The organism is Methylocystis sp. (genome assembly GCF_050246715.1).
GTDB lineage: Bacteria > Pseudomonadota > Alphaproteobacteria > Rhizobiales > Beijerinckiaceae > Methylocystis.
Map to the genome: position 1 here is coordinate 1 of NZ_JBFWVN010000003.1, position 21,910 is coordinate 21,910.

Annotated in this window: 23 protein-coding genes, 1 pseudogene and 1 riboswitch; of the genes and pseudogenes, 17 read left to right on the top strand and 7 right to left on the bottom strand. The window is 63.4% G+C overall.

The window, feature by feature from the left end:
• From AB7I51_RS02380 to AB7I51_RS02395, 4 genes and pseudogenes are all read left to right on the top strand, one after another.
• Positions 1-116: pseudogene (locus AB7I51_RS02380) on the top strand (IS5/IS1182 family transposase); the annotation flags it as partial.
• A 20-nt stretch (positions 117-136) separates the two neighbouring features.
• On the top strand, positions 137-472 hold the full coding sequence (locus AB7I51_RS02385) for a hypothetical protein (RefSeq protein WP_428406104.1): 336 nt from the start codon (positions 137-139) through the stop codon (positions 470-472).
• A gap of 92 nt (positions 473-564) precedes the next feature.
• Positions 565-1,755 (top strand): elongation factor Tu, encoded by a 1,191-nt coding sequence (gene tuf / locus AB7I51_RS02390; RefSeq protein WP_409979613.1) that lies wholly within the window; start codon positions 565-567, stop codon positions 1,753-1,755.
• Between the two features lie 76 nt (positions 1,756-1,831).
• Complete coding sequence (locus AB7I51_RS02395) at positions 1,832-2,401, top strand: NUDIX domain-containing protein (protein ID WP_428402731.1); 570 nt, start codon at positions 1,832-1,834, stop codon at positions 2,399-2,401.
• A 48-nt stretch (positions 2,402-2,449) separates the two neighbouring features.
• On the opposite strand, the gene AB7I51_RS02400 is transcribed toward AB7I51_RS02395, so the two are convergent.
• Both AB7I51_RS02400 and AB7I51_RS02405 read right to left on the bottom strand, forming a co-directional pair.
• A complete protein-coding gene (locus tag AB7I51_RS02400) occupies positions 2,450-2,755 on the bottom strand; it encodes a TonB-dependent receptor plug domain-containing protein (protein WP_428402730.1) in 306 nt (101 codons plus the stop codon).
• Between the two features lie 65 nt (positions 2,756-2,820).
• Positions 2,821-3,033 carry a hypothetical protein gene (locus AB7I51_RS02405; protein WP_428402729.1) on the bottom strand — a complete coding sequence of 71 codons (213 nt, stop codon included), beginning with the start codon at positions 3,031-3,033 and terminating at the stop codon, positions 2,821-2,823.
• 357 nt (positions 3,034-3,390) lie between these two features.
• Between AB7I51_RS02405 and AB7I51_RS02410 the strand changes: the two genes are divergently transcribed.
• The 6 genes from AB7I51_RS02410 (at position 3,391) to AB7I51_RS02435 (ending at position 8,831) form a co-directional block, all read left to right on the top strand.
• Positions 3,391-4,011 (top strand): DUF1499 domain-containing protein, encoded by a 621-nt coding sequence (locus tag AB7I51_RS02410; RefSeq protein WP_428402728.1) that lies wholly within the window; start codon positions 3,391-3,393, stop codon positions 4,009-4,011.
• Positions 4,012-4,106: 95 nt separating this feature from the next.
• Positions 4,107-5,111: a pyruvate dehydrogenase (acetyl-transferring) E1 component subunit alpha gene (gene pdhA, locus AB7I51_RS02415; protein WP_428402727.1), complete on the top strand. Its 1,005-nt coding sequence runs from the start codon at positions 4,107-4,109 to the stop codon at positions 5,109-5,111.
• Between the two features lie 12 nt (positions 5,112-5,123).
• The gene (locus AB7I51_RS02420; protein ID WP_428402726.1) at positions 5,124-6,527 is read left to right on the top strand and encodes a pyruvate dehydrogenase complex E1 component subunit beta; all 1,404 of its coding nucleotides are present in this window, start codon (positions 5,124-5,126) and stop codon (positions 6,525-6,527) included.
• Positions 6,528-6,529: 2 nt separating this feature from the next.
• Complete coding sequence (locus AB7I51_RS02425) at positions 6,530-7,468, top strand: 2-oxo acid dehydrogenase subunit E2 (protein WP_428402725.1); 939 nt, start codon at positions 6,530-6,532, stop codon at positions 7,466-7,468.
• Positions 7,469-7,476: 8 nt separating this feature from the next.
• Positions 7,477-7,701 carry a GDCCVxC domain-containing (seleno)protein gene (locus AB7I51_RS02430; protein WP_428402724.1) on the top strand — a complete coding sequence of 75 codons (225 nt, stop codon included), beginning with the start codon at positions 7,477-7,479 and terminating at the stop codon, positions 7,699-7,701.
• 53 nt (positions 7,702-7,754) lie between these two features.
• Complete coding sequence (locus tag AB7I51_RS02435; protein WP_428406105.1) at positions 7,755-8,831, top strand: Mrp/NBP35 family ATP-binding protein; 1,077 nt, start codon at positions 7,755-7,757, stop codon at positions 8,829-8,831.
• 87 nt (positions 8,832-8,918) lie between these two features.
• Here AB7I51_RS02435 and AB7I51_RS02440 read toward each other — a convergent pair whose 3' ends face one another.
• Both AB7I51_RS02440 and AB7I51_RS02445 read right to left on the bottom strand, forming a co-directional pair.
• Positions 8,919-10,301, bottom strand: a complete 1,383-nt coding sequence (locus AB7I51_RS02440; protein ID WP_428402722.1) for an OmpP1/FadL family transporter — start codon at positions 10,299-10,301, stop codon at positions 8,919-8,921.
• A 228-nt stretch (positions 10,302-10,529) separates the two neighbouring features.
• A complete protein-coding gene (locus AB7I51_RS02445) occupies positions 10,530-13,049 on the bottom strand; it encodes a cation-translocating P-type ATPase (RefSeq protein ID WP_428402721.1) in 2,520 nt (839 codons plus the stop codon).
• A gap of 84 nt (positions 13,050-13,133) precedes the next feature.
• Positions 13,134-13,227, top strand: a riboswitch (TPP riboswitch).
• A 96-nt stretch (positions 13,228-13,323) separates the two neighbouring features.
• Here AB7I51_RS02445 and thiC point away from each other — a divergent pair.
• Positions 13,324-15,150: a phosphomethylpyrimidine synthase ThiC gene (gene thiC / locus AB7I51_RS02450; RefSeq protein ID WP_428402720.1), complete on the top strand. Its 1,827-nt coding sequence runs from the start codon at positions 13,324-13,326 to the stop codon at positions 15,148-15,150.
• Positions 15,151-15,153: 3 nt separating this feature from the next.
• On the opposite strand, the gene AB7I51_RS02455 is transcribed toward thiC, so the two are convergent.
• The 3 genes from AB7I51_RS02455 to AB7I51_RS02465 form a co-directional block, all read right to left on the bottom strand.
• Positions 15,154-15,576: a type II toxin-antitoxin system VapC family toxin gene (locus AB7I51_RS02455; protein WP_428402719.1), complete on the bottom strand. Its 423-nt coding sequence runs from the start codon at positions 15,574-15,576 to the stop codon at positions 15,154-15,156.
• Positions 15,573-15,875, bottom strand: a complete 303-nt coding sequence (locus AB7I51_RS02460; protein ID WP_428402718.1) for a hypothetical protein — start codon at positions 15,873-15,875, stop codon at positions 15,573-15,575. The genes AB7I51_RS02455 and AB7I51_RS02460 overlap by 4 nt, the downstream gene beginning before the upstream one ends.
• Before the next feature lie 68 nt (positions 15,876-15,943).
• Complete coding sequence (locus AB7I51_RS02465; RefSeq protein WP_428402717.1) at positions 15,944-16,381, bottom strand: septal ring lytic transglycosylase RlpA family protein; 438 nt, start codon at positions 16,379-16,381, stop codon at positions 15,944-15,946.
• Positions 16,382-16,698: 317 nt separating this feature from the next.
• Here AB7I51_RS02465 and mog point away from each other — a divergent pair, with 317 nt between their 5' ends.
• From mog to cysG, 6 genes are all read left to right on the top strand, one after another.
• Positions 16,699-17,265 (top strand): molybdopterin adenylyltransferase, encoded by a 567-nt coding sequence (gene mog, locus AB7I51_RS02470; protein WP_428406106.1) that lies wholly within the window; start codon positions 16,699-16,701, stop codon positions 17,263-17,265.
• A 134-nt stretch (positions 17,266-17,399) separates the two neighbouring features.
• Positions 17,400-18,206, top strand: coding sequence for a 4-hydroxy-tetrahydrodipicolinate reductase (gene dapB, locus AB7I51_RS02475; protein WP_428402715.1), 807 nt, complete (start codon positions 17,400-17,402; stop codon positions 18,204-18,206).
• 21 nt (positions 18,207-18,227) lie between these two features.
• A complete protein-coding gene (locus AB7I51_RS02480) occupies positions 18,228-18,845 on the top strand; it encodes a 2,3-bisphosphoglycerate-dependent phosphoglycerate mutase (RefSeq protein ID WP_428402714.1) in 618 nt (205 codons plus the stop codon).
• Positions 18,846-18,904: 59 nt separating this feature from the next.
• Positions 18,905-19,528, top strand: coding sequence for an alpha-ketoglutarate-dependent dioxygenase AlkB family protein (locus tag AB7I51_RS02485; RefSeq protein ID WP_428402739.1), 624 nt, complete (start codon positions 18,905-18,907; stop codon positions 19,526-19,528).
• A gap of 318 nt (positions 19,529-19,846) precedes the next feature.
• Positions 19,847-20,245 (top strand): cytochrome c-554, encoded by a 399-nt coding sequence (locus AB7I51_RS02490; RefSeq protein ID WP_428402713.1) that lies wholly within the window; start codon positions 19,847-19,849, stop codon positions 20,243-20,245.
• Positions 20,246-20,477: 232 nt separating this feature from the next.
• A complete protein-coding gene (gene cysG / locus AB7I51_RS02495) occupies positions 20,478-21,887 on the top strand; it encodes a siroheme synthase CysG (protein WP_428402712.1) in 1,410 nt (469 codons plus the stop codon).
• The last annotated feature ends 23 nt before the right edge of the window (positions 21,888-21,910 follow it).

Below are 21,910 nucleotides of genomic sequence, written 5' to 3' on the forward strand. Positions count from 1 at the left end.
GCCGAAGGCTAGTAAAAGACTATGAGCGTTATGCCGAGACCTTGGCAGGATTCCACGTAGTCGCCTTCGTCTGCCTCATGCTCAAACGCGCCGCAAACATCATGCAAGGTGCATAACACCCTCTAAGAAGTCATATGTGTCGAGAATTAGCTCTGCCCAAATAAAGAAAATCAAAGATCGGCTGTCTTCAGATTTCTCCTTCAATAAAAGATCAAAGGAGGGGCACGATTTTCAAAAGACCATGGTCGACCTTGGGAAATCAGTTTCTGCATATTTGGGCATTTATCAAGACGCCCATAATTATGAACAATTCGCGTCCGAAATTCGCGGACATGTCCGCAAGATTGTTTGCCAGTTATTTATTGATGTTTTTGGGCAGGAGTCCTTGCGTAGTCTCACTCCTGAAGGCCGTAAATTTCTCGGTGTCACTTGCTTAGACGGCGTTGAGCCAAATTCAGAACTTGATGTCTAGCTAGGGGTATCGCCCCTTGAAGATTCCGGCCAATAGCCTTAAAGCCTCGCCCCGCGCCGGGCGAGGGCTCGCGATCATGCGGAACAAGAACGATGGCCAAGGAAAAGTTTTCACGCACGAAGCCGCACTGCAACATCGGGACGATCGGACACGTCGATCACGGCAAGACGTCCTTGACGGCGGCGATCACCAAGGTGCTGGCGGAGACGGGCGGGGCGACCTTTACGGCCTATGACCAGATCGACAAGGCGCCGGAAGAGAAGGCGCGCGGCATCACCATTTCGACGGCGCATGTCGAATATGAGACGAAGGACCGCCACTACGCCCATGTCGACTGTCCCGGCCACGCGGATTACGTGAAGAACATGATCACCGGCGCGGCGCAGATGGATGGCGCGATCCTAGTGGTCTCCGCCGCCGACGGCCCGATGCCGCAGACCCGCGAGCATATTCTGCTTGCCCGTCAGGTCGGCGTGCCGGCGCTGGTGGTGTTCTTGAACAAGGTCGACATGGTCGACGATCCCGAGCTTCTCGAACTCGTCGAACTCGAAGTGCGCGAGCTGCTCAGCAAATATGAGTTTCCCGGCGACGACATTCCGATCGTCAAGGGTTCGGCGCTCTGCGCGCTTGAGGGCAAGAATCCCGAGCTCGGCCATGACGCGATTTTGAAGCTGATGGCGGAAGTGGATCGCTATATTCCGCAGCCTGAGCGTCCGAAGGATCAGCCCTTCCTGATGCCGGTCGAGGACGTGTTCTCGATTTCCGGCCGCGGCACGGTGGTGACCGGGCGCATCGAGCGCGGGGTGATCAAGGTCGGCGAGGAAGTCGAGATCGTCGGCATCCGCCCGACCACCAAGACGACGGTCACGGGCGTCGAAATGTTCCGCAAGTTGCTCGATCAGGGCGAGGCGGGCGACAATGTCGGCTGCCTGCTGCGCGGCACCAAGCGCGAGGATGTGGAGCGCGGCCAGGTTCTGTGCAAGCCGGGCTCGGTGAAGCCGCATACGAAGTTCAAGGCCGAGGCTTACATCCTGACCAAGGAGGAGGGTGGCCGGCATACGCCGTTCTTCACCAACTACCGCCCGCAATTCTACTTCCGCACGACGGACGTGACCGGAATCGTCACGCTTCCCGACGGCGTCGAGATGGTGATGCCGGGCGACAATGTGACGATGGACGTCGTGCTGATCGTGCCGATCGCGATGGAGGAGAAGCTGCGCTTCGCCATCCGCGAAGGCGGAAGAACGGTCGGCGCCGGCGTCGTGGCGTCGATCATCGAATGATCGACGTTGAGGCGCGGCGAAACTAAAAGGGACGAGAGCCGTGCTCTTGCCCCGTTTAGTTTCGGACCCGCGCACCATGAAACCCGCCGTCGTCAAACTCGAACAAACGCACAAGCGTTGGGCGACCATGTCGATCGCCGCCATCCGCATGCCGGATGGACAAATCGTCTTGCGCGACGTTGAGGATCACGGTTGCGCCGCCGCCGTGTTGCCTTATGATCCCCTGCGCAAGATGGCGCTGCTTGTCGAGCAGCTGCGCGCGCCGCAACTTGTAGCGGTCGGCGAGACGCATTCGCTCGAAGCGATCGCCGGTCTCGTCGAGGGCGAGGATGATTTTGCGGCGACAGCCGAGCGCGAGGCGCTCGAAGAAGCGGGGTTGCGACTCGGTGCGCTCGACCATGTCGCCACCGCCTGGTCAATGCCCGGCATATCGACCGAGCGCATGGCGCTTTATCTCGCCGAATATCGGCCCGAGGATCGCATCGGCGACGGCGGCGGAGTCGCAGATGAAAGCGAAGACGTTCGCGTCGTCGAAATGCGCCTGACCGAACTCGCCGCGATGATGGCGGCGGAAGCCATCGTCGACATGAAGACGCTGGTTCTGGTCCAGGCGCTGCGTCTTCGCCGGCCCGAGCTTTTCGACTAGATCACGCTGCATTTGGGCGTTATCGACCAAATGCAGATTACGAGGCCCTCAGCAGCCCGACGCGCTGACGCCAGGGGCGAGTCGCAGAGCGTCGCAGAGACTGCGCGACTGGAAGTCGTCCATCATCTTGCGTGTGACGACGCTTGCCGAGCCCGGCACCTGCGTGATCGGCGTCGGCGCCCCCGTCGGTCCGGTCACATAATTGGAGAAATAGCCGTCGTCCGAATATCGCGGCGGCGGCGCGCGATGAACCTGTGGGCGGAAGCCGCGGACGCGCGGGTCGGCGGGGGCGGGCGCCGTTAAACCGGCGCTGGCGGTGGCGGCGAGCAGGAATAGGGCGACAGCCTTGCGCATGGCTTTGTCCTCCTGGCGTGAGCATATAGCCGCCGGGGAGCGATCGCCAAGCCTGTCGCCGCAGGTCAGGCGGCGAGTTCTTCGCCCAGCAGCACGGCGGGCAGGCGACGGTCTTCCAGACGCTCGATCACGGCCGTCGACTGCTGAGCGAAATGCTCGACCTCCAGCGCCGCCGCGACGGCGGAGATGCCGATCTCGCGGTAGAGACGCGCGAGCAGGTCGTGAGGATGGCCGCTGGGCTGGGGTTCGTTAAACTCGAGGGAATACTTGTCAAACATGGGCGCGCTCGACGCTGGGAGGGGATTCAGTGTGCGATTTCTCGAGAATTGTCCTCATCAAGTTAACGATTCGCTAAGGAGTTGAGCTGCGGACGAGATTCGCGCGATTTTTTTTGAAATTTTCGAGAAGCATTGCATTTGCTATAAATGTGCGAAAAATGCGGGGCCGCCGGGAAGGCGGTCAACTGAGCCCCTGATCCGATGCGACGTCATCTTCCTCCCGAGCCTTGGTCCAAAGTCGCGCTGTGGAGCCGACGCTTTGCGATTTTCGCTGCGACTGTGGCAATTTTGGCGATCCTTTTGGGACGACTTGGCGCCATTGACCCGCCCTCAGCGCTCGCGTCGCTCGGCGGGGCCATGGCCCTGGCGCTGATCGCGCTGCTGCTGTTTTGCGCCGCCTGCCGGGTGATTTGGCGAGAGGGACGGCGCGGCGCCGGCGCGGCGACAGCGGCGCTTTTCATCGCCGCGCTGACCTTGGGCTATCCGGCCTATCTCGCCTTCGAAGCGGTGCGCCTCCCGGTGCTTTCAGATATTTCGACGGACATCGCCGATCCGCCCCACTTCTCCTTGTCCAAAGCCGCCGTCGAGGCGCGCAGCGGCTTCCAGCCGCTGGGACTGCCGGCGCGCACGCGAGAGACGCAGCGTTTGGCCTATCCGGACGTCGAGCCGATCGTCGTCGACCTCGACACCGACGAGGCTTTCGCGCTGGTGCTGAAAACCGCCAATGCCCGCGGCTGGACGCTCGTCGACAAACGGCCGCCCGGCGGGCGCAGCGGCGATGGGCATATTGATTTCATCGACAAAACTTTGGTGATGGGTTTTGACGACGACATCACCGTTCGCTTCAAGCCGCTGCCCGGCCAGACCCGCATCGATCTGCGGTCGGCGTCGCGTTACGGACGTCACGACTTCGGCGCGAACGCCAAAAGAATCACCGCTTTCGCCGAGGAGCTGCAGTCTCAGCTCGACGCGCGCTGACGCGCTCCCCAAATTGAATTGCAGGGCAAGGCGCTCGTTTTTGGCGGCGTCTTCGATTAATCTGCACGGTAAAGCTTGGCGACGGGAGCGGTGAAATGGTCGAGGAAAGCGTCGGCGTCACGACGGGCGCGCCAATAGTCCCGGCCTTTACCCGCGAGCAAGAACTCACCGCTTTTCGCGAAATGCTGCTGATCCGGCGCTTCGAGGAGAAGGCCGGACAGCTCTACGGCATGGGCGTCATCGGCGGATTCTGCCACCTCTATATCGGCCAGGAGGCGGTCGTCGTCGGGGTCAAGATGGCGGCGCGCGACGGCGACCAGTTCACGACGAGTTACCGCGACCACGGCCATATGCTCGCCTCGGGCATGGAGCCCAAGCGAGTCATGGCGGAGCTCGCCGGCAAACGCGGCGGCTATTCCAAGGGCAAGGGCGGCTCGATGCACATGTTTTCGCGAGACGCCAATTTCTACGGCGGGCATGGCATCGTCGGCGCGCCGGCGCCGATCGGGACGGGCGTCGCCTTCGCCAACGCCTATCGCGGCGATGACCGCGTCTCGATCACGTTTTTTGGCGAGGGCGCCTCCAATCAGGGCCAGGTCTATGAGGCCTTCAATATGGCGGCGCTGTGGAAACTGCCGGTCGTCTTCGTCGTCGAGAACAACCGCTATGCGATGGGGACGGAAATCCACCGCGCCTCGGCGCAGATCGATTTCTCGAAACGCGGCGCGGCTTTTGCGATTCCCGACAGGCAGATCGACGGCATGGACGTGCGCATTGTCAAGGCTGCGGCGGATGAGGCGATAGACTGGTGCCGCAAAGGCAATGGCCCCTATCTCATAGAGGCGCAGACCTATCGCTACCGCGGCCATTCAATGTCCGATCCGGCGAAATATCGCTCGAAGGAAGAAGTGCAGAAGATGCGCGAGGAGCATGATCCCATCGAGCAGGTCCGCGCGCGGCTGATCGCCGACGGGATGAGCGAGGACGAACTCAAGAAGATCGACGCCAATGCGCGCAAGATCGTCGCCGAGGCCGCCGATTTCGCCATGGCGGACAAGGAGCCGGATCCGAGCGAATTGTGGACCGACGTGCTGGCGTGAAGGATTGATTGAATGACCGTCAATGTCCTCATGCCCGCCCTCTCGCCGACCATGGAGCAGGGCAAGCTCGCCAAATGGCTGAAAAGCGAAGGCGATGAGGTGAAGGCCGGCGACGTCATCGCCGAAATCGAAACCGACAAGGCGACGATGGAGGTCGAGGCGGTCGACGAGGGCGTGCTGGCGCGCATCCTTGTTCCGGGCGGAACCGAGAATGTCGCGGTCAACACGCCGATCGCGGTGATCGCCGAAGAGGGCGAGGAGGTTTCCGACGCGCCTGCGCCCGCTCCGGCTCCCGCGAAAGGCGACGGCGCCGCCGCGCCCGAGAAGGCGAAAGCCGAAACCAGCGCGCCGCCGTCTCCCGCGCCGGTCAGCGTCGCGCCGCCGCCAAGCGCCGCGCAAACAACCGCGCCGGAGATTCCCGAAGGGACGGCGATGGTGTCGATGACCATGCGTGAAGCGCTGCGCGACGCCATGGCCGAGGAAATGCGGCGCGATCCGAGCGTCTTCGTGATCGGCGAAGAGGTCGCCGAATATCAGGGCGCCTATAAGGTCACGCAGGGCCTGTTGCAGGAATTTGGCGCGAAGCGCGTCGTCGACACGCCGATCACCGAATATGGCTTCACTGGCGTCGGCGTCGGCGCGGCCTTCGCCGGGCTGCGGCCGATCGTCGAATTCATGACCTTCAATTTTTCGATGCAGGCGATCGACCACATCGTCAATTCAGCGGCGAAGACGCTTTATATGTCCGGCGGACAGATCAATTGCCCGATCGTGTTTCGCGGACCGAATGGCGCGGCGGCGCGCGTCGCCGCCCAGCACAGCCAGGATTATACCGCTTGGTATTCGCAGGTGCCGGGATTGATCGTGATCGCGCCGTCGACCGCCAGCGACGCGAAGGGCCTGCTCAAAGCTGCGATCCGCAACGACAATCCGGTGGTGTTTCTCGAAAACGAAATTCTCTACGGCAAGACGTCCGACGTGCCGGCGCTCGAAGATTTCATTCTGCCGATCGGCAAGGCCCGCATCGCGCGGCCCGGAAAGGACGTGACGCTCGTCTCGTTCTCCATCGGCATGGTCTATGCGCTGCAGGCGGCCGACGAACTCGCCAAAGAGGGAATCGAAGCCGAGGTGATCGATCTGCGCACGCTACGGCCGATGGATATTGCGACGGTCATCGAGTCGGTAAAAAAAACCGGCCGCTGCGTCGCCGTGGAAGAAGGCTGGCCGCAATGCGGCGTCTCGGCCGAAATCGCGATGCGCGTGCAGCAGGACGCCTTCGACTATCTCGACGCGCCGGTGCTGCGCGTCACCGGCAAAGACACGCCAATGCCTTACGCCGCCAATCTCGAAAAGCTCGCGCTGCCGAGCGCGGCGGAGGTCGTCGCCGCGGCGAAGTCCGTCCTCTACAGGACATGATGATGGCGCTCGTGACTTCTGACACCGCCGCGCCGCGCATTTTCGCCTCGCCGCTCGCGCGCCGACTGGCGAAGGAAAGCGGGCTCGATCTTTCCGCGCTTTCCGGTTCAGGGCCGCACGGCCGCATCATCGAACGCGACGTGCAGACGGCGCTGGCGCGCGGGGGCGCTGCGAAGCCGGCGCCGCTCGCCGTCGCGCCTTCGGGCGACGTCACCCGCAAATTCTTCGAACCTGGCTCTTACGAGGAAATCCCGCACGACAATGTGCGCAAGGCGATCGCGCGGCGGCTGACCGAAGCGATCCAGACCATTCCGCATTTCTATCTCAATATCGATTGCGAGATCGACACGCTGCTGCGGCTGCGCGAGGACTATAATTCCCCGGCGCCGCTCGGCCCAGACGGCAAGCCGACGTGGAAGACGTCGGTCAATGATTATATCGTCAAGGCGCTGGCGATCGCCTTGCAGCGCAAGTCCGAGGCGAATGTCACCTTCACGCCGGATGCGCTGCTGCGCCACAGATCCTCGGATATCGGCGTCGCGGTGTCGATTCCGGGCGGGCTCGTCACGCCGATCATCCGCAATGCGCAAGCGAAGTCGGTGCGCGAAATTTCCGACGAGATCAAGGAGCTTGCCGGACGCGCCCGCGCGCGCAAGCTGAAGCCGCATGAATATGAAGGCGGCGTTTCGGCGGTGTCCAACCTAGGCATGTTTGGCGTGCAGAGTTTTACCGCGGTGATCAATCCGCCGCAGTCGACGATCCTGGCGGTCGGGCAGGGCGAGCAGCGGATGATCGTCAAGAATGGCGCGCCGATCGTCGCGACGATGATGAGCGTGACGCTCTCCTGCGATCATCGCGCCGTCGACGGCGCGCTCGGCGCCGAGCTTTTGGCCGAATTCAAACATGTCATCGAACATCCGGCGATGATGTTCGCGCAATGATGGCCGGCTTGCAGCTCCGATCGACCCTGACCTGCCCGCATTGCGTGCGCGCCGAAACGCTCGATATGCCGCAGGACGCCTGCGTCGTCGTGCACATCTGCGCCGGTTGCGGCGCGCGGCTGACGCCAAAAGTCGGCGACTGCTGCGTCTTCTGCTCCTATGGCGATGTTCCCTGCCCGCCGGTGCAGAGCGCGGGAAATTGTTGCGGCGGGCGGATGGACGAGCGCGACTAATCGCGGCATATGCCTTGCCTGGAACAGCTCTAAACTAGGCGAGGAGCGGACGCGTGGCGACCGAAGCTGACATTCTGAAGACGCTGGAAGGCCTTTACGGTCCGGGCGGCGCGCCCCTAGCCGGCGCCGTGAGCGGGATCAATTTGTCGGGCGCCAAGGCCTTCGTGTCGCTCTCGGGCGATCCGAGCCAGGCGCAGGCCTGGGAGGCGGCGCGCTTGGCCGCCGAGCGGGCGATCAAGGCGGCGCCGGGGATCGAGCAGGCGGTCGTCACCTTGACCGCCGAGCGCGCGCCGCGCGTCGAAGCGCCGCCGCCGCCTCAGCGCAAGGGCATTCCGGCGCTCGAAAAAATCCGCTTCATTGTCGCCGTCGCTTCGGGCAAGGGCGGCGTCGGCAAATCGACGACTTCGGCCAATCTGGCGCTCGGCCTCGCCGCGCAGGGCTGGCGCGTCGGCGTGCTCGACGCCGATGTCTATGGCCCCTCAATGCCGCGGCTTTTCGGACTTACCGAGAAGCCGACGGTCGAAGGCGGCAAGCTCGCGCCACTCGAAGCCTATGGCCTGAAAATCATGTCGATGGGCTTCCTCGTCGACGAAAACATTCCCATGGTCTGGCGTGGACCGATGGTGTCGCAGGCGATTTCGCAGATGCTCGGCGAAGTCGTCTGGGGAGAGCTTGACGCGCTCGTCATCGACATGCCGCCGGGGACGGGCGACGTTCAGCTCACCATCGCGCAGCAGGTTCCTCTCGCCGGCGCGGTGATCGTCTCGACGCCGCAGGATCTGGCGCTGATCGACGCGCGCCGCGCGGTGGCGATGTTCCAGAAGGTCGAGGCGCCGATCCTCGGCGTCATCGAAAATATGAGCTATTTCCTTTGCCCCCATTGCGGCGGGCGCTCGGAAATTTTCGCCCATGGCGGCGCGCGCCATGACGCCGAACAGATGGGCGTGTCCTTTCTTGGCGAAGCGCCGCTCGATATGAAAATTCGTGAAACTTCCGACGCCGGCCGTCCGGTGGTCGCGGCGGAGCCCGACAGTCCGCAGGCGGCGGTCTATCTCAATCTCGCCGCGAAAGTGAAGACGCTGCTTGAAACGCAGAAGCGGCGCGCAGCGCCTAATATTTTCGTCAGCTGACGCGAACGCGCAAAAAAAGACGCGCCTCCGGGTCAGGAGGCGCGCCAGGCAGGCCGATCGGCGCCGGCCGTCAGGGAGCGCAATGTCTCAGAAATGACTCGGGATCCAGGAAGTATCGCCTGCATCCCATTTGTAGTTGTAGCCGACCGTGAACTGGGTGGCGCGTCCCCAGGCGGTGATGATCGCGTTGGTATTATAACTTGGAAGAACGTTTAACGGAATCGGAGGAAAGAACGCCCGACCGACAAAGGGAGCGTTTTCGTAGTAGCTGACCGAATTTTTGAAGTCGTAAATCGCTGCGAAATCGATCGACGAATTCTTCGTCAACTGATAGCCGAAGCCGCCGGTGACGGAGTGGCCGCCGACAAGCGGCGCCAGCGCGGCAAGCGTGGCGGAGCGCTGTCTCATCAGCAAGGTCGAGTAGTGGTAGCCCGCGCGCAAGCGTAGCTGGGCCGTGGCCCGCCATTCGGCGCCGAAGGAGGCGGAGTCGGTGTCACGCCAATCGAAGCCGCTGCCGCCATTCGAGCCGAATGATCCGTACCAGATCGGAAAACTCGCGTTACCAGCGGTGGTCGCCGAGTAGAAGATGTGCCTCCAGTCGGCCATTACGGTGAGGTCGGGCAGCAGATCATAGGCGGCGCCGGCGATCAGGGTCGCCGGAATGTCGAAACTGCCTTGGTCCGCAATAAGTCCCCTATATTTGTCCAGCTTCGACATGAACATGGGCGTCGCGCCAGCGAGGCCAAATCGCAATTCATTTGTCGCGCGCCATTCGACGCCGACGCGGAACCCGCCGCCGACCGACCAATCATAGGCCATGTCGGAAAAATTGTACATGTTGGACGAGTAGGGAGAGAGAATTTTCAGTCCCTGCGCGTTGAACATTTGGATCGCCAGCGTTGGCGAGAAGCCCACAGTGATCGGACCAAATTTTCTGGCGTAGGTGGCGCTCAAAAAGGACTGCTGAAGGTCGAGGCCCGCCCAGCCTCCGCCGAGGATTCCGCCGAAGGAAGGAGAAACGGTGATCGCGCCGCCAAGCGCTCGGACAGGCGGCTTGAAATGGCCGAAGTCATAGGACGTGTTGAGACCGCCATTGCCATAAGTGGCGACGCCCCATGCGGACTCGGCGTCGATCGGCTGGACATAGGCCCCATTGGGCACAGGAAAGAGCGGGCGACCGCTCCGCACATCGCCAGGCGCCAGGACTACCGGTCGACCTACGGTCGAATACCCGCGCTCGGGCAGACTCGCGCCGACGCCGACCTGAAATTCGCGTTCAAGTCCCACAATGCCTGCCGGGTTGATCGACATGGCCATCGGGTCGCGGGAGTCAGCGACGCCGGCGCCGCCCAAGGCTCTCTGGCGCGGACCGTAGCCTGTAAGGAAATATCCGTCGGCGCCATAGGCGATCGAAGGCGCTGCAAACGCCGTCAGCGTGAAGAGGAAGCTGCAGGAAATCCAACTCTTCATCGGCGGCCAGTCCCAAGGCGAACCTCTCTCCGACCCGCCAATCGCGAGCGTTCGCCTGTTGCGTCAAATTTAAGTGCCTTTCGGGACTGTTTTACAGATTGCGAGACGCGTCCAGCCCTGCTGGTCTAATTATCTCTTTCCATTCACAGATTCTGACCGCCTGTTACGTCTTTGCAACACAAGCGTTTTTGCGTTTGAAGCTATATTGCGGTCTCGCTCCAGTCAAGCTCAAGCCGCTCCATCTTTTGGTACTGCCACGGGCGTCGGAAAGAGCAGCCGACGCCAGGTTTCCAACCAACTTCCGGCGATCGCGGCGAGCGTCAGCGCCAGCGCGAGCTTCGGCCATGGCGGCGGCTCGAAGCGCAAAAGCTCAGATATCGGAGGGACGAAAAGGGCCGCCGCCAGCATGCAGCCGGCTGCCCCGGCGACGAGCCAGAACGCGAGATTGTCGTGCGAAAATAGCGAAGCGCCGCGCGGCAGCGCATCCGAGAGCGCGAGCACGAGATTGCTGACGACAAGGGTCGCGAAGGCGAGACCGCGCGCCTGCGCCTCGGGCGTGCCAAAGCCGTTGTCGATTACGTAGACCGACATCACGGCAAGAAAGACGACAAAGCCCTGCACGAAACCGAGCCAGAGTTCGCGAGGGCCAAAGAGCGGCTCGTCGCGCCGGCGAGGCGGTTTGAGCATCGCGTCCGGCTCATTGGGCTGCGATTCGAAAACGAGCGCGCAGGTCGGGTCGATGATCAATTCCATCAGCACCACATGCGCGGGCAGCAGCAGAGGCGGCAGGCCCATGAGAATTGGCGTGAGAGCGACGCCGGCGATCGGAATATGAATCGCCGTCACATAGGTGAGCGCGCGGCGGAGGTTGGCGAAAATGCGCCGACCCAGCACCACGCCAGCGACGATCGACGCAAAGCTGTCGTCGAGCAGAACGATATGGGCGGCTTCGCGCGCCACATCCGATCCGCGCTGGCCCATGGCGATGCCGATATGCGCGGCGGCGAGCGCCGGCCCGTCATTGACTCCGTCGCCGGTCATGGCGACGATTTGGCCGTCGGCTTTGAAGGCCTCGACGAGCGCCAGCTTGCTCGTCGGCGTGACTCTGGCGAAGACGCACAGGTTGCGGATTTTTTCTGGAAGCAACTCGCTTGGCGTCGCCGCGATCTCCGCGCCAGTGAACGCGCCAGCGTCAGCGTCAAGCCCCGCCTGGCGCGCGATCGCGAGGGCGGTCGCAGGATAGTCGCCGGTGACCATCGCCACGGCGATCCCCGCGCGTCGCGCCGCCGTCACGGCGGCGGGGACGTCTGCGCGCAGCGGATCTTCAAAGACGAGCAGTCCGGCAAGGTTGAATAAAGCCAGCTCCGGCGGCGGCGCCTGCGGCAGCGGCGCCGTCGTCGCCACGGCGAGCACGCGCAGCCCGCGACGCGCGAAATCGCCGATCTGACGATCAAGGCGCGCGCGTTCTTCGTCGGAAAGTCGCGCGAGTTTGGAGATCGCTTCCGGCGCGCCTTTCGCGGCGTAGCTCTCACCTGACTCATCGCGCCAGCATTGAATGAAGGCGAGGAGGTCGGGGCGGATCGGAAAGCTTCGAACCGGCTCGCCTTCCAGCGCCACGCCAGCGTCCGCCGCAAAAGCGTGAACGGCGCGGTCCATCGGATCGACGGGGTTCAATGACGACGCGCGCAAGGCGGCGCGTACCAGCTTCCGGCGCCTTTCCGGGTCCGGCGCTTCAGTCGTTTCATCGCCATCGACGACCGCAAACGCCACGCGCATGCGGTTCTGCGTGAGCGTGCCGGTGTTGTCGACGCAAAGAATCGAAGTCGAGCCCAGCGTTTCGGTCGCCGACGTGCGGCGCACCAGCACGTTGCGGCGCGCCAGCCGATAGGCGCCCAGCGCGAGAAAGATCGCGAGCACCATCGGAAATTCTTCCGGCAAAAGGCCGATAGCGAGCGTGAGGCCGGCGATGGCGCCTTCGAACCAATCGCCATGCACGAGCCAATAGGCAAGAAACACCAACAGGCAGAACAGCAGGGCGAAGGCGCCCAGCGTCGCGACCAGCCTACCGGTTCTTTGCTGCAGAGGACTGGGTTCGCTCTCGATCGTCGCGAGCGACGCGCCAAGCGCGCCCATCGCCGTGCGCGCGCCGGTGCGAAGGACTTCGGCCATTCCAGAGCCGCGCGCGATCATCGTTCCGGCAAAAAGAAAAGGCGTGTGCTCCCCGCCGGGATCGGGAATTTCGGTCGTAAGCCGCTCGTCGGCAAGCGTCTTCGTCACCGCGGCCGACTCGCCGGTAAGGAGCGACTCGTCGACAACCAACGCGTCGCCGCCGATCAACAGCGCGTCGGCAGGCGCGCGCTCGCCTTCGCCGACAAGAATAAGGTCGCCGGGCACAAGATCGCGCGCCGGCACGCGACGCTCGACGCCGTCACGCCGACAGATCGCGGTCGGCTCCGCCAGTCGGTTGAGCGCTTGAAGCGCGCGCTCGGTCCGCAGCTCCTGCAGCACGACAAGCGCAATCGACGCGCCGGCGCCGACGACCATGAACAGGCCTTCGCCAAGTTCGCCGACGAAAAGATAAAGCAGCGCGGCCGACGCAAGCAAAAAGAACATCGGTTCTCTGAGCGTGCGCAGCGCGATCGCCAATACCCCCGGAGGAGGCGCCTTCGGCTGCTCATTCGGCCTGTATTCGGCAAGGCGCCGGGCGGCTTCCCCGGATGACAGACCGTGAAAATTCATATTCCGCATGTGTCCAAGCTCGTCAGGGCAATACGCATTTTGGCTGCATCGCCACGCGAACTTGCGACACGAATACGAACGCGCTAATTTTTCCATAATGGCGAGGGGCGCCGCAAGCGCGGCTGAGAAGCACCCGTCGAACCTGATCCGGGTCATGCCGGCGTAGGGAAGGCCAGCGAAAGAGCGACGGCGCGCCCGCGTCGACGCAGTGACGCTTCGCCCCCTTCGTCTTCCTGACCGAGCGTCCGCTTCTCTTGACGAAGCGCGATGAAGGAGCGCGAGCATGAATGTTCACGACAAGCGCCTGCCGGCGAGCGTCACCGCCGGCGCCATCGGCAAATCGCGCAAACTCGATTCGTCGCCGAAAGGGCGCGACGACATTCGCGTTCCGTGTCGCGAAATTCCGCTGCACCCTTCTTCCGGCGAGCCGCCGCTTCGGGTCTATGATTCCTCCGGCCCCTATACATGCGCGTCCTTCACGCCCGACCTTTCGGCAGGCCTACCTTCAGCGCGGCCCTGGCTCGCTTCGCGCGCCGGTCTGGAGGCCTATCAAGGCCGCGCGATCAAGCCTGAGGACAATGGTTTCGCCGAGGGCGAGCGGCTCGTTCCGCCATGCCCGGCCGAGCGCAGGCTTTATCGCGCATCGGGCGCGCAGCCGGTCACGCAGCTTGAATTTGCCCGCGCAGGCATCATCACGGAAGAGATGATCTATGTCGCGCATCGAGAGAATCTCTGCCGCGAACGCGCGCTCGATGTCGCGAAAGAACGCATCGCCGACGGCGAGAGCTTCGGCGCCGCGATCCCCGAATTCGTGACGCCGGAATTCGTGCGCGAGGAAGTCGCGCGCGGCCGCGCCATCATTCCGGCCAACATCAATCACCCGGAGCTGGAGCCGGTCGTCATCGGCCGAAATTTTCTGGTGAAGGTCAACGCCAATATCGGCAATTCCGCCGTCAGCTCTTCTGTTGCGGAAGAAGTCGAGAAAATGGTGTGGGCGATCCGCTGGGGCGCCGACACCGTCATGGACCTCTCGACCGGCCGCAACATTCACAACATCCGCGACTGGATCATCCGCAACGCGCCGGTTCCGATCGGCACCGTGCCGATCTATCAGGCGCTCGAGAAGGTGGGCGGCGATGCGCTGAAGCTCGATTGGGAAGTGTTTAAGGACACGCTGATCGAGCAGGCGGAGCAGGGGGTCGATTATTTCACCATCCACGCCGGCGTGCGTCTCGCCTATGTGCCGCTCACCGCGACTCGCGTCACCGGCATCGTCTCGCGCGGCGGCTCGATCATGGCGCGCTGGTGCCTGTCGAAGCACAAGGAAAGTTTCCTTTACGAGCGCTTCGACGAAATCTGCGACATCATGCGCCGCTATGACGTGTCCTTCTCATTGGGCGACGGTCTGCGTCCGGGCTGCAACGCCGACGCCAATGACGCCGCGCAATTCGCCGAATTGGAGACGCTCGGCGAACTCACCAAAATCGCCTGGGACAAGGGCTGTCAGACGATGATCGAAGGGCCCGGCCATGTGCCGATGCATAAGATCAAAGCCAATATGGAAAAGCAGCTCAGCGTTTGCGGCGAGGCGCCGTTCTATACGCTCGGTCCGCTCGTCACCGACATTGCGCCGGGCTACGATCACATTACGTCAGGCATCGGCGCGGCGATGATCGGCTGGTTCGGCACCTCCATGCTGTGTTACGTAACGCCTAAAGAGCATCTCGGCCTGCCTGATCGCGACGACGTGAAGACCGGCGTCATCACCTATCGCATCGCGGCGCATGCGGCCGATCTCGCCAAGGGCCATCCGGCGGCGCGCGAACGCGACGACGCCATGAGCCGCGCGCGTTTCGACTTCCGCTGGGAGGATCAATTCGAGATCGGTTTAGATCCCGACACGGCGCGTGAATTCCACGACGAAACGCTGCCCAAGGAGGCGCATAAGCTCGCGCATTTCTGCTCGATGTGCGGCCCGAAATTCTGCTCGATGCAGATCACCCGCGATTTGCGCGAGGAAGCCAAAGAAATCGCCGCGCGCGAGAAGGGCCTGGCTGAGAAGGCCGAGGAGTTTCTGGAGAAAGGCGCGCAGATTTACGTGAGGGAATAGGCGTTACGGCGCCCGCCATTTCAGGCCGGGAAAGCGCGCGAAATCGCGGTCGAGCGTTATCCATTCGCAATCCCATTCGATGGCGAGCGCCGCGAACCAGGCGTCCGTCACCATCGGCTCGCGCGTTTGCGTGTCGAGGCACAGGCGCTCGAAAATCCGCCAATGGCTATCGCCCGGCTCGACGATGCGACAGTTGGGCTGCGCCAATATGTCGGCGCAAAAACCAAATGCATCGTCGAGCGCGCTCGGCGATTGATAGAACCTCGCGTTGGTGGTGATTCTCACCACCGCGCTGAGGACGAGACGCGATACGGCGAAGGGCGCGCGACTGTCGAAGGCGTCATCCAGCCACTTGCGACAGGCTCGATGTCGAGGCGCATCGGCGCGATAGGCCTCGACGAGCACATTAACGTCGGCGAGGTTCAATTTTCGGATTCGCGATATTGCGATTTAAGGCGCGCGAGGCGCTCGACGTCGTCCTGCTCATCGATGTCGCGCAATCTCGGAAAATCGACGCCGCGCGCCGGACCGCCGATCTCCGGGCTGATGCGCGCGTAGCGCGGCGCCCCCGGCGCCGGGGGCCGTTCTCCCGCGAGGACAAGGCGAAGCCCTTCCTCGATCATGGAGGTCAAGGTGCGATCGTCAGCCGCCGCCTTCTTGCGCGCCCGACGAAGAAGATCGTCAGGAAGGCGGACGGTGGTGCGTTCAGGCATGCCGAGTGACATAAGAGCGATATGTCTATATGTCAATGAAATGGCGAGCGCCCGGCCAAAGCCGAGCGCTCGCAATTGTCTCAGCTTTTCCCCAGCACCTCGACGCGCACTTGTCCCGTGCCGCGCTGGAGGAGGCCGAGCTCTGTCGCGGCGCCCCGCGACATATCGAGGCTGCGCCCGGTCCAGGCCGCCGGGCCCCGGTCGTTGATGCGCACCACCACCGATCGCCCGGCGTAGGTCAGGCGCAGCCGCGTGCCCATCGGCAGGGTGCGGTGGGCGGCGGTCATGTCCCACATGTTGAAGATTTCGCCATTGGCGGTGCGGGCGTTCGGCTCGTAGCGGCGCGGGCCGCCGCCGTAAAATGACGCATTGGCGGTGAACCCCTGGGCCTGCGACGGCTCGGCGCTATGCAGGGAATGGCGCGCGTGGTGATGCGCCTTGTGCCGCGCGGCGTGATGCGCCAGCGCAGGCGCGGTCGTCAGTCCAAGAATCGTCAATACGCCAAAGACATGCTTCATTCACGATTGCTCCATTGACGCAAAAAGCGTGAGGGACGCCGACGAGCGATTCGCATCGTCGAGCGCATAGTTTCCATCCGGATGAATGGTGGTGAAGACAAAATGGTTAATAATGAAATGCGGCGAAATATGTATCGATCAAATATGAATACATATTCATAATTGTTGCGCGATATGCTATTATCTATATTTATAACATTGATAACTTATCGAGATATATCCGTTTTTATGCGTGCATTTACGCTTAAAATATGCACGCTAATCTAACATAAGCGCTGCAGCGCCCGATAGTGACAAGGCCGAGGCGGCGCGCAAACATGCGCGGGGGAGAATCGCCAGTGACCGACCAAAAGCGCGCCGCAATCATCGGCGTCGTCACCGCCTCGGACCGCGCCAGCGCCGGCGTCTACGAGGACGAGAGCGGTCCGGCGATCGAGGCCTATCTGCAGGCGACGCTGACGACGCCTTTCCGAATCGAGCGGCGCATCATCCCGGACGGTTTTGAAAGCGTGCGCGATACGCTGATCGACCTCGCCGACAATATCGGCTGTGACCTCATCGTCACCACCGGCGGCACCGGACCGAGTCCCCGCGATCTCACGCCGGAGGCGACGCTCGCCGCCTGTCCGCGGGAACTCCCCGGTTTTGGTGAATTGATGCGACAAGTGTCGCTGACGCAGACCCCGACTGCGATCCTGTCTCGGCAATTGGCGGCCCATCGCGGCAAATGCCTGGTGATCAATCTGCCGGGCAAGCCGAGGGCGATCGAACTCTGCCTCGACGCGGTTATGCCTGCAGTGCCTTACTGCCTCGACCTCATCGGCGCCGCCTATATCGAAACAGATCAGAACCGCGTGAAAAGCTTCCGCCCCAAGCCGAAATAACCGCCCGTTCGGGCAGCGTGTCGCGGGTCGGCCGAAGCTCTGCGCTTCTCATCGCGCCGCCTCGCCTGTATAGGGATGGCGCGTCACGAAAACTGTATCGAAGCCGCTGAGCTGCGGGGGGCGAGGGCGAGCGAATGAACGAGTTGCGTTTGGTGGTCGTCGGCGCGGCGGGCCGCATGGGCCGGATGTTGACCCAGATCATCCCCGATACTTTGGGCGTGCGCCTGACCGCCGCCCTTGAACGTCCCGGCGCGCCGGCGCTCGGCGCCGACAGCGGCGGCGCGACGCCGAATGGCGTGCCGATCAGCAGCGACATAGCCGCCGCGCTCGCCGACGCCGACGCGATCGTCGATTTTTCCTCGCCGAGTTCGAGCGTCGCAATGGCGAAGGCGGCAGCGGACGCCAAGGTCGCCGCCATCATCGGCACGACGGGGCTTTCCGCCGAAGACCTCGCCGCGATCGCGGTCTGCGCCGAGAAAACGGCGATCGTTCGCTCCGGCAATATGAGCCTTGGCGTCAATCTTCTCGCCGTGCTGGTCGAGCGCGCCGCGCGGGCGTTGGGGCCGGCCTGGGACGTCGAGATCGTCGAGATGCATCATCGCCTGAAGGTCGACGCGCCCTCGGGAACCGCGCTGCTGCTCGGCGAGGCGGTGGCGCGCGGGCGGCGCGTCGAGCTGGCCGAGAACAGCGCGCGCGGGCGCGCCGGGTTGACCGGCCCTCGGCGCACCGGCGAAATCGGCTTCGCCAGCCTTCGCGGCGGCACGGTGGTTGGCGATCACTCGGTGATTTTCGCGGGGTCCGGCGAGAGGATCGAACTTTCGCATCGCGCCGAGGATCGCGGCGTGTTCGCGCGCGGCGCCCTGGCCGCCGCGCTATGGACTCGCGGCAAGACGCCCGGGCTCTACTCCATGGCCGACGTGCTCGGCCTTTCCGGCGCCTGATAGCGACGAGCGTTGACGAGCATGAATCGCACTCTCGTTCTGGTTCGCCACGGCCAAAGCGAATGGAACGCCAAAAATCTCTTCACCGGGTGGAAAAATCCCGATCTCACGCCGCTCGGAATCGACGAGGCGCGCCGCGCCGGCCGCGAGCTGAAGAAGCTCGACATATTGTTCAGCGTGGGCTTCACCTCCGCTTTGATCCGCGCGCAGCACACGATCGCTCTTATTTTTGAAGAACTGGGCCAGACCAATGTCCCGACGATCAAGGACCGTGCGCTGAACGAGCGCCACTACGGCGATCTTTCCGGCCTTAACAAGGACGAGGCGCGCGACAAGTGGGGCGAGGAACAGGTGCGGCTATGGCGGCGCTCCTATGACGTGCCGCCTCCCGGCGGCGAGAGCCTCAAGGACACGGTCGCGCGCGTCGTGCCATTTTACGTCCAGCGTATCCTGCCGCCGGTGATGCGCGGCGAGCGCGTGCTGGTCGCGGCGCACGGCAATTCGTTGCGTGCGCTCTGCATGGTGCTGGAACAGATGACTCCGGAGAGCGTTACGACGCTCGAACTCGCGACCGGCGTTCCGATCATCTATCAGCTTAACGCCGATTCGACGGTGGCGTCGAAAACGGTGTTGGGGTAGCGCGCGCGACGTTCCCGAGGCGATGGACGAAACGCCCTTTCGGCGCCACATGTCGCATGATGTCTGAAATCGCGCCCGGCGCCTTTCACTACCCAGTCTATCTCGACCCCGCGACACAGGCGGCGCTGGCCGAAGAGATCGCCGAGGTCGTCGCCGCCGCGCCGCTCTATGTCTCGACCATGCCCAAGACCGGCGCGCCAATGTCGGTGCGCATGACCAATTGCGGCGCGCTGGGATGGGTCAGCGACAAAGAGCGGGGCTATCGCTATGAGGCGCGCCATCCGATGACGGGCGAGCCCTGGCCGGCCATGCCGCCGCGACTACTTGAGCTCTGGAACGAGCTTACGCGATACCCCAAACCGCCCGAAGCCTGTCTGGTGAACCTCTATGATGGAGAGGCCCGCATGGGCCTGCATCAGGACAAGGACGAGGTGGATTTGGCTGCCCCGATCCTGTCGCTGTCGCTTGGCGCCGATTGCCGGTTCAGGCTCGGCGGAACGCGTCGCGGCGATCCCGCGGTCGCCTTCCCGCTGTCGTCCGGCGATGCGCTCGTGCTCTCCGGACCCGCCAGGATGCGCTATCACGGCGTCGACAGAATTCTGCCGACGGTCAATGCGCCGCTGCCGCCGACGCTCGCAGCCCGTGGCGTCCGCGTCAATCTTACGCTTCGACGGGTCGCTTAGAGCGCCGCTCGTCAAAAGCAGGACGCCGGTTTTTCACGCAGAGCGGGCTATCTATTTTTCACACCGATTACGTCGCCCGCCTTTTGATGGAATTTGCCCAAATGCAGCGTGAACTGAGCCTGCGGTTCAGGCCGCATTCACGACATTCGACATAGTGTTCAAGGAGGCTGAACATAACCGCTGGCGTATTGTCTTTGGCGGCGGCTTCGTTGTAGTTTCAAAACCGTCTAAAGAGCGCCGGGAGGCGCCAAAATTGGCCGGGCGCATTTCATAAAGGGCGGGCGCGAGGCGAACGCCGGGAAGAGGAAAGGAACAAGGATGAAGACGATTTCCCTGCTGACGTTCGCCGCGAGCGTCGCTTTCGCCGCTTCAGCTGGCCAGGCTTACGCCGCGGGCGACGCCGCTGCGGGCGAAAAAATCTTCGCCAAGTGCAAAGCCTGCCATCAAGTCGGAGAAACCGCGAAAAACGCCATCGGTCCTGAATTGAACGGCATTGACGGCCGCAAGGCCGGCACGGCGCCGAACTACAACTATTCGGAGCCGATGAAGAGTTCCGGCATCACCTGGGACGAGGCGACCTTCAAGGAATTCATCAAGAGCCCGAAGGCGAAGGTTCCCGGCACCAAGATGATCTTCCAGGGCCTGCCCAGCGAAGGCGACGAGGAGAATGTGTGGGCCTATCTCGCTCAGTTCGGCGCCGACGGCAAAAAGAAGTAAGCGCCTCTTCTCGCGACACGCTTTCGGCGGCCCTCGTCCAGGGCCGCCTTTTTGTTTGAATAAGGAAGCGCCGCAACGGCTGAATGATGGCGCCTTTTCAAGGCTCGCCGACCGGCGCGGAATGAATTATTCCTGCCATGCGAATCCCCATTTCGATCGAAGCGCGTTCGCAGGACGCGCCGGAGGGGCCCGGCCCTCGCATCGCGCCCGCCGGGATTGCACCTAGGACGCCGTGACCCGCAAGCCCGACGAAATCCCGGCCGATCTCATGCAGCCGCTGGCGACTCTGCCGGTGTTCTATGCGCTGGCGGGACGGCGCGTCATCGTCATCGGCGGCGGCGAAGCGGCGGCCTGGAAGGTCGATTTGGCGGCCGCGACCGGCGCCCAGGTTGATGTTTTCGCGAAGGAGGCCTGCGAAAAGCTTCGCGAGATAATTAGCGCGCGCGACAATGTTTCCTTACATGCGCGCGACGTCGAGTCGGAAGATTTCGTCGGCGCGGCGATGGCGCTGGGCGCGATCGAGGACGACGTTCTCGCGCAACAGGCGCATGAATGGGCGCGCGCCGCCGGCGCGCCGCTTAATCTTGCCGATCGGCCGGCGCTCAGCGATTTCATCATGGGCGCCATCGTCAATCGCTCGCCGCTGGTGATCGGCGTCTCGACCGGCGGCGCATCGCCGGTTTTCGCCCAGGCGGTGCGCGGCCGGCTCGAGACGCTGGTGCCGGCGACATTCCAGGCCTGGGCGCGGGCGGCGCAGGTCTGGCGGCCGCGGGTGCGCGCGTCCGGATTGGACTTTCTGGCGCGGCGTGACTTCTGGCGCCGGTTTACGCGGCTTGCCTTCCGCGAAATCGAGCGAAAGCCGCTGGACGAAGACCGCGTGGCGTTGATCGAAGAGGCGCGCGCCGGCGCCGAGACGACGGCGCGCGGACGCGTCACGCTCGTTGGCGCGGGGCCGGGCGATCCCGAACTCCTCACCTTGAAAGGCATGCGCGCGCTCGCCGGCGCGGATGTCGTGCTGTTCGACGATCTGGTTCCGGCGAGCATTCTCGATCTGGCCCGCCGCGAAGCAACGCGGATCAATGTCGGCAAGCGAGGCTACGCGCCGTCCGTGCGCCAGGAAGAAATCAGCGCTCTGCTCGTCGAACTCGCGCGCGAGGGCAAGAATGTCGTGCGGCTGAAAGGCGGAGACCCGCTCATCTTCGGCCGCGCCAACGAGGAAATCGCCGCGCTGCGCGAAGCAGGCTTCTCAATCGAGATCGTTCCCGGCGTGACCGCCGCCTGCGCCGGGGCCGCCGCCATCGGCGCATCGCTGACCAATCGCGAGACGGCGCGACGTCTGCAATTCATTACCGCGCACACCAAGGACGGCGAATTTCCCGAAGATTTCGACTGGGGCGCGCTCGCCGACGAACGCGCCACCACGGCCGTCTACATGGGCAACCGCACGCTGCCGGAATTGTCGCGTCGTCTGCTCCAGGAGGGCATGTCGCATGATACGCCCGCCTTCCTGATTGAGCGCGCCTCGACGCCACAGGAGCGCATTGTCAAAGGCACGATCGCAGATTTGCCGTCGCGAGTCGCCGGGCAGGCGATCGTCGGGCCGGTCATGGTGCTGATCGGCTGGGCGCTGGCGGAGAACTAATTCGGCGCTATTGTTAAAACGTA